General features: G+C 30.2%; 9 protein-coding genes and 1 tRNA gene. All 10 read right to left on the bottom strand.

Annotated elements, in window-relative coordinates:
- Window positions 1–177: 177 nt before the first annotated feature.
- Window positions 178–262 (bottom strand) — tRNA-Leu (locus F553_RS0111215).
- A 76-nt stretch (window positions 263–338) separates the two neighbouring features.
- On the bottom strand, window positions 339–905 hold the full coding sequence (locus F553_RS0111210) for a 3'-5' exonuclease (protein WP_019000167.1): 567 nt from the start codon (window positions 903–905) through the stop codon (window positions 339–341).
- A gap of 122 nt (window positions 906–1,027) precedes the next feature.
- Window positions 1,028–2,434, bottom strand: coding sequence for an NADPH-dependent glutamate synthase (gltA, locus tag F553_RS0111205; protein WP_019000166.1), 1,407 nt, complete (start codon window positions 2,432–2,434; stop codon window positions 1,028–1,030).
- Between the two features lies 1 nt (window position 2,435).
- The gene (locus tag F553_RS0111200) at window positions 2,436–3,293 is read right to left on the bottom strand and encodes a sulfide/dihydroorotate dehydrogenase-like FAD/NAD-binding protein (RefSeq protein WP_019000165.1); all 858 of its coding nucleotides are present in this window, start codon (window positions 3,291–3,293) and stop codon (window positions 2,436–2,438) included.
- A gap of 174 nt (window positions 3,294–3,467) precedes the next feature.
- On the bottom strand, window positions 3,468–4,214 hold the full coding sequence (locus F553_RS0111195; protein WP_019000164.1) for a methylenetetrahydrofolate reductase: 747 nt from the start codon (window positions 4,212–4,214) through the stop codon (window positions 3,468–3,470).
- A gap of 162 nt (window positions 4,215–4,376) precedes the next feature.
- Window positions 4,377–5,276: a LysR family transcriptional regulator gene (locus F553_RS0111190; protein ID WP_019000163.1), complete on the bottom strand. Its 900-nt coding sequence runs from the start codon at window positions 5,274–5,276 to the stop codon at window positions 4,377–4,379.
- A 181-nt stretch (window positions 5,277–5,457) separates the two neighbouring features.
- Complete coding sequence (locus tag F553_RS0111185; RefSeq protein ID WP_019000162.1) at window positions 5,458–6,525, bottom strand: iron-containing alcohol dehydrogenase family protein; 1,068 nt, start codon at window positions 6,523–6,525, stop codon at window positions 5,458–5,460.
- A 97-nt stretch (window positions 6,526–6,622) separates the two neighbouring features.
- Window positions 6,623–7,450 carry an Mrp/NBP35 family ATP-binding protein gene (locus F553_RS0111180; protein ID WP_019000161.1) on the bottom strand — a complete coding sequence of 276 codons (828 nt, stop codon included), beginning with the start codon at window positions 7,448–7,450 and terminating at the stop codon, window positions 6,623–6,625.
- 102 nt (window positions 7,451–7,552) lie between these two features.
- Window positions 7,553–7,783, bottom strand: a complete 231-nt coding sequence (locus F553_RS0111175) for a helix-turn-helix domain-containing protein (protein ID WP_008539932.1) — start codon at window positions 7,781–7,783, stop codon at window positions 7,553–7,555.
- Between the two features lie 211 nt (window positions 7,784–7,994).
- The coding region (locus F553_RS12005; protein ID WP_019000160.1) for an IS3 family transposase at window positions 7,995–8,123 on the bottom strand (129 nt) is incomplete at its 5' end.

Below are 8,123 nucleotides of genomic sequence, written 5' to 3'. Positions count from 1 at the left end.
ATGATGATAGCTCATTATGAATTTTCCTTTCGTGTAGGTTTTGTGTGGTAACTTTATTTTACACGAAAATTCATAATGAGTTTTTTATTTTTCTAGGTGTCGCACTTCATTATACAATCCATCTTATAAAAAACAAAAAAGGCTTTACAGAAAATCTGTAAAGCCTATAATTTCAAATGGTGCGGAAGACAGGACTTGAACCTGCACGCCGAAAGACACTAGATCCTAAGTCTAGCGCGTCTGCCAATTCCGCCACTTCCGCATTTGGCACTCGCGTCGAATGCGATATTTATTATATCACTATAAAATGTTTTTTGTCAACACTTTTTTATAAGTTTTTATGATTTAAATATTTTTGCTTCTAAACCTATTTTTCTTAATAAACTATCCATATTATCCACACCTACAGTTCTGCCTGCAACTAAAGGAATTTTTGCACAAACTTTTGCATCATCTAAAGCATCATGATGTTTAAATTGTATCTGAAAAAATTCTCCCAATGTATTCAATTTATGATTTGGTAACTGTGGCCATACTTTTCTAGCAATTTGAACAGTACATGCTGTTTTAAACTGTGGTTTAGCTAAATTATATTTCCAAATACAACTGCGCAATACGCCCATATCAAAAAAAGCATTATGTGCTATAACTATTCGATTATCTAAATACATACGTAAATCTTTCCATATATCTGCAAAAGTAGGTGCATTTTCTACCATTTGCGGAGTAATTCCATGTATTTTTATATTACCTTCTTCAAAAAACATTTCTGGCGGTCTTATAAGTGAATTATAACTATCCACCATTCTACCGTTTTCAATAACAATTACAGCTACACTACAAGCACTATCACGATTTTTATTAGCTGTCTCAAAATCTATACTTGTAAAATTCATTAAACTCATTTTATACCTCTAAAAAAATTCTATTCAAATATAAAAGCATTATAGCAAAAAATTTTTCTAAAAAAAATAGATTGATTTTCGGTCAACATATCTTTGCCCTAAAATCAATCTATTTAAATTTATCATTTATTGCGTTTTTCTATCAAATATTCATCAATAGCTTTAGCAGCTTTTTTACCTGCACCCATAGCCAAAATAACAGTTGCAGCTCCTGTTACAATATCACCACCAGCAAAAACACCTTCTTTTGTAGTTTTTCCTGTTTCTTCATCAGCTATGATATTACCTCTCTTATTTGTCTGCATATCTGGAGTAGTCGATTGTATCAATGGATTTGGCTCTTGACCAATAGAAATGACCACAGTATCCACATCAATATCAAATTCTGAATTAGGTATTTCCACAGGGCGTCTACGACCTGAAGCATCAGGTTCGCCTAATTCCATTTTTATACAACGAATGGCTTTTACATATCCTTTTTCATCACCTAAAATAGCTACCGGGTTATTCAATAATTTAAATTCTATACCTTCTTGTTTGGCGTGTTCTACTTCTTCACGTCTTGCTGGCAATTCTTTTTCACTTCTGCGATAAACAATATATACTTTTTCTGCTCCCAAGCGCAAAGCAGTTCGAGCAGAATCCATAGCTACATTACCGCCACCTACTACAGCTACTTTTTTCCCTACATTAATAGGCGTAGCATATTCTGGAAAACAATATGCTTTCATTAAATTGCATCTCGTCAAAAATTCATTTGAAGAATATACCCCATTTAAATTTTCACCAGGAATATTCATAAAATGAGGTAAACCTGCTCCTGTAGCAATAAATACAGCATCAAAATTAAATTCTTGCATAAGTTCATCAACTGTAAATAATTTACCTACTACAGAATTCACTTCTATTTTTACACCCATCTTACGCAAATTATCAATTTCTGGTTTTATAACCTTATCTTTTGGTAAACGAAATTCTGGAATACCATAAGATAATACTCCACCTGCTGTATGTAAAGCTTCAAAAATTGTTACTTGATAGCCTTTTTTCGCTAAATCACCTGCACAAGCTAATCCTGCTGGTCCCGAACCAATAATAGCGACTTTTTGAGCATCATCTTTTACTGTTTTTTCTATTTTTTCTTCACAATTTTGCATGCAATAATCCGCTACAAATCTTTCCAAACGACCAATACCCACAGGTTCGCCTTTCATTCCCATTACACAATATTTTTCACATTGATTTTCTTGAGGACAAACGCGTCCACAAATAGCAGGCAAACTACTAGCTTCTTTGATTTTTGCATTTGCTCCTTCAAAATCGCCTTCCTTTATTTTAGCAATAAAAGCTGGTATATCGATATCTACAGGACAACCTTTTCTACAATGTGGCACTTTACAATGAAGGCAACGATTAGCTTCCGCTAAGGCTAATTCTTCTGTATATCCTAAAGCCACTTCATCAAAATTATTTCTGCGAACATTAGCGTCTTGTTCTGGCATTTCATGTTTTTGCATTACTAAAGGCATATTATTTTTCCTCCATTTCTTCAACCTTTTTAGCTAAACGACAAATATGGTCTTTTTCAATTTCTTCTTTAGGTCTATACATACGTTGTCTTTCCATCAAATTCACAAAATCTACTAAATGACCATCAAATTCTGGCCCATCTACACAAGCAAATTTTGTTTCATCACCAACTTGTACACGGCAGCCACCACACATTCCTGTACCATCTACCATAATAGGATTTAGACTAACAATCGTTTTAATATTATATGGTCTAGTTGTATCTGCCACAGTTTTCATCATGATGACAGGTCCAATAGCTACTACTTCAGCAATATCAATTCCTTTATCAATTAATTGCTGTAGTACTGTCGTTACAAATCCTTTTATACCATAAGAGCCATCATCTGTAGTAACAATAACTTCATCAGATATTTTTTCCATTTCATCTTTCAAAATCAAAATATCTTTATTTTTTGCTCCCATAATTGTTATCACATGATTACCCACTTGTTTCATCTTTCTAGCAATAGGATAAATTGGAGCAACACCTATTCCACCACCTATGCAAACTACAGTTCCCATATCAGGTCTAATATCTGTTTTTTTACCTAAAGGGCCAACTAAGTCTAAAATACTATCGCCTGCATTTAATGATGCTAATACAGTAGTTGAAGCACCTATTACCATAAAAATAATATCTATAGTTCCTTTTTCTCTATCAAAATCAGCAATAGTTAATGGCACTCGCTCTCCATATTCATTAACTCTTAACACCACGAATTGACCTGGTTCTGCTTTTCTCGCTATCAAAGGAGCTTCTAAAGTAAATTGTAAAATATTTTCATGTAAAACTTTCTTATTTAAAATCTTAAACATAACACTTTCCCCTTTTCCCAAATTCAATATCATAATAAAAATTTATCATACTATAAAAAATTTTTAAAATTTTACTTAATTTTCAGTTTTTTATATGACTATTATAGAATTCAATTGTAAATTTGTAAATAAAAAAAGCTGTGAAAAAAATTTATTTCACAGCTTTTAGATTTATTATTTAGCGAAAACACCTTCTAAGTATGGCATTATTTTTGCTTTTATTGGCATTAAATAAACATTATGATTATGTTTGCGAGCAAATTCTATCACTTTACGAGCAAATTCTATATTCCATTCTAATGTTGGTTCAAAGTCCTTTGGAAAAATAACATTGTTTTTATTTCTCCAATAGCTTACAGAGCGTTCGGATAAAACTGGAGAAACTCCCCAATAAATATCTAAACCATCTAAAAGGTCTGCATACATTTCTAAATAACGCATATCAAAAAATGGTTGTGTAAAAAATCCTTTTGCTCCAGCTAATTGCTTACGACGAATGCGATATTCTTCTTCTTTCATACTACTGCGATATTGGTCAATTCCTGCATATACTGTAATTTCTGGCATTTCTTCACTAAATTTTTTAATAATATCTGTACTTATTGTTGGATATACTTGATAAAGCATACTTTGTGGTGGGTCACCTTCTATAACAAGAACTTCTTTTATATTATATTCTCTCAATTTATCTTTTATCGGTAAATCTTTTGTAAAATCAAAATCCATCGCTCTTAGATGTGGTACTACATCATCGAAATAAGCTTTTGCAATATTTGCTCCGTCCCAACTTCTAGTATCACAACTCAACAAATCTGGAATATTAATGAAATCAACATCGCTTAATTTTTCTTTTATTGTTTTTACTTCTTCTTTTAATACTTCAACATCTCTTGGTACTAATTCAACTGAAATTCTTGTCATAAAATCACTTCCTAGATTAACATCATTACATTATAGTTTATTATTATAACACAAATTTATCCATTTTAACGATAAAATCATACATTTTATCATAAAAAAATCGCCAGCTTTTTACACTGACGATTTTAATTCATATTTTTAATTATCCTGCATACACTAAACTCAATTATTGTTATTTTTATTATATAAAGTATTGATATAATCAATGAAAATCTTTATATATTTATATTTTGGATTTGTTTTTTTATACAATAGATGGCATTTTAAAGTAAAATCTGGTTCTATATCATAATAACCATCAAAAAATCCCATAGCATTTAACAAGCGTTTTGGCAATACAGCCCCCACCTGATTTTGTTGACAATAATGCATAATCGTATATGGAGTAGCAAACCAAGCTTCCACTTGAGGATGACAACCTAATTTATTAAAATAATTCTTTATAGTAGCATTCATTAAATAATATGGAGAATACTGTACCATTGGATATTGAGCGATTTCTTCTACATTGATAATATTACCTAAATGCTCAATATTTGGAGCATAATAAACCATTTCTTCATCACAGAAAAATATATTTTCATATTCATCATCTTGTAAATCCTTTAAGGAAAATGATGATACTATATCTAATTTATCTGCTTCTAACTGATTTATCAATTCTTTTGCTTCTAAATTATAAACATTAATCTTTATATTAGTGTTGTATTTTTTAAAATAAGTTAAGTGCTGATTGATAAATACATCACCTAAAGACATCAACGCACCTACAGATAAAGAAACTTCTTCTCCAGCTAATTTTTTCATTTCACTTAAAGATTGTTTTAATTCCGATACGATTTTTTCCGCTTTAGCTAAGAAGATTTGACCTTCTTTAGTAAGTTCTATTGTATTTTCTCCGTGAACAACTAATTGAGTACCAACTATTTCTTCCAATTTTTTCATTTGAAAACTAAATGCCGAACGAGTAACATTTGCTTCTCTAGCTGCCGTTGCTATATCTTTTACTTTGCTATAAATAATAAAATTTTCTAATTGTTGAATGCTTGGTAATTCTATCATGCAAATCCCTTTCTATTATTAATGGCGTAATAACTTAATCTTTTATTAGTATATCACAATCAGAGTACACTCACTACTGCAAAATATTTTTTCTCATTCTTGATAAAAAATAATCTATTACTTATCTTACAACTTTCGTGAAAAACCAATACATATATTATATATCAAAATATTTTAGAACTCAAAAAGTTTTCTTATGCTTTAAGGCTTCGAGCATATCTATTGCTTCTTTTATCATCTCTTTTGTGATATTATATGGAGCAAAACTTAAATATTTATCTTGTAAAATTAAATCAATTATTTGTTTTACATCTTTTATCCCTACATCTATTAAAGAAGTAGGTAAATCTAGTTTCTGATTAAAATCATATACTTTCTCTGCCTGTATTAATTGCTTATCTACAAGTAATAATAATAATACACCTAAACTGACAATCTCACCATGCATATGATTTTTACAATCTGGTATTTTCACACTAGCTAAATAAAGTGAATGAGCCAAACTGCTATTATAATTTAAATTTACTAAAACAGAAACTAATCCTGTATTTACAATAATCGTCAATACAGTCTGGATAAATTCATCAGATACAATATTTTTTTGAGCATCATCTACTGCCTTTACTCCATATTGCAGTAATCTTTCTGAGCAATCTTTTGCTATTTGTACCCCTAAATTATTTGTATGATTTAAAACTCTACCTCTTGTATTAAAACAAACTTCATATTGTTTAGATAAAGCATCACCAATGCCAGCACGCAAATATTTTATAGGTGCATTACTTATGATTTTTGTATCTATAAAACAATGAATAGCTGGTTTTTGTGCATCATAAAATTCTACTTTATCTTTGCCATATAAAATACATAAAGCTGTAACAGGAGCACAATTTGATGCTATTGTCGGAAATGTAAATACTGGCTTTTTCAGCATATCTGCTAAAGCTTTGCATGTATCCATACTTTTACCACCGCCAACAGCAAATATCATATCTGCCATTTGCACTGTTTTCATATTTTTTAATCGTTCAATATTTTCTCGTGTAGCATTACCTCCATACCAAATAAAATCCAATAAATTTATATCTGTCCCTTTCATCGCAGTAAGCAATTTATCTTTTACTTTACTTAAACTAATTTCACCGCCAATTACAATTGCCGTTTTGCCATAATTACTGCAGATTTGAGGTACTCTCTTATATACATCTTCACCAATACTATAACTTGGTAAATATACTTGCTGACTCATCTTACTCCCTCTAATCTTAAATATTTTTTATAAAAAAAGTCTTTCTGCTTAAACAGAAAGACTTTTTAGTTTACTTATTAAATTCTATTTTTATGAATTATTTTCCTTCTAAAATGCTACCTAAAGAATTTAAAAAATCGCCTTCAAAAGTTTCAAAGCTACCTTCATCACATTTTTGGGCTAAACTTGGATTTATTGGAAGTGTAGCTGTATGTTTTATACCATATTTATTAGCTTCTTCTTCAATTTTTGATTTACCAAAAATATAATGTTTTTCATTGCAATTAGGGCAAACAAAATAAGACATATTTTCTACAATACCAATAATTGGCACACTGAGTAATCCAGCCATATTCACAGCTTTTTCTACAATCATAGATACGAGTTCTTGTGGTGTTGTAACTACGATTATGCCATCAACTGGCAAAGATTGATATACAGTAAGTGGTACATCACCTGTTCCTGGAGGCATATCCACAAACATATAATCTACTTCACCCCAGTTTACATCGCTCCAAAATTGTTTTACTACTCCACCAATAATAGGGCCACGCCAAACAACAGGATCTGTTTCATTATCTAAAATCAAATTTGTAGACATGATTTTTATACCAGTTTTTGTCTGTGCTGGTGTCATGCCTTCTTGTGTTCCTGTTACTTTTTCTTTAAGATTAAACACTTTTGGTATAGATGGACCTGTGATATCAGCATCTAAAATTGCTGTTTTATAGCCACGACGTTGCATTGTTACTGCCATCATAGAAGTAACTAAGGATTTACCAACGCCACCTTTACCACTCATTACAGCAATTACTTTTTTAATATTTGAACTTGGATTGTTTGGTGCTAATAAACTTTGAGGAGCTGTACGTTCTCCACAAGTCGTACCGCAACTTGCACAATCATGATTACAATTTTCGCTCATTATAAATAGCCACCTTCTACATAAGATATTAATCTATATTATATCATATCTTTTTTGAGTTTAAAGCTATTATATCTTTCTATATTTTTTATTTACTTTTCTCTAAATTTTTTCTTCAAATAACAATTTAATATCAATATCCAAAGCTTTACTTATTTGCATTAATGTAGATATCGGTACTCCTTTACTATAAATTCCTCTTTCAATTCTTGATAAATATGATGTGCTTATTGAAGCTCTAAATGCTAATTCTTCTTGTGTATATCTTTTTAATTTGCGAAAATAAGCTATTCTTGCCCCAATCAATCTATATTGTGCTGAAAAATCTACCATAAAATCACCTTCTGCTATATTCTTTAAATTTATTCTAGCGAAAAATTTATCAATTTAGTTGTACTAGCAGGACAATAAAATGGATTATTTAGTTATTTTTTCAGCTTAATTATCCCAATTTATAAAATAAAAAAATATCATTTATTTATATTTACAAATAAAAAGCAATATCTATAGTTTTGATATGCACCCAAAATATTGGACATATTAATTAAGCTACTAATTGAGACTTAGTTCTGTATTCTACAGGACTAAGTCCTTTTAGTTTTATCTTTATCCGTTTTGTATTATAATATTTTATATAAGATTTTAACTCTTTTATAAAATCTTCAACGGATTT

It is taken from the genome of Megamonas rupellensis DSM 19944, from assembly GCF_000378365.1.
Classification (GTDB): Bacteria; Bacillota; Negativicutes; order Selenomonadales; family Selenomonadaceae; genus Megamonas; species Megamonas funiformis.
The sequence above is the reverse complement of the archived record's forward strand: the minus strand, read 5'-3'. Positions and strand labels throughout refer to the sequence as shown.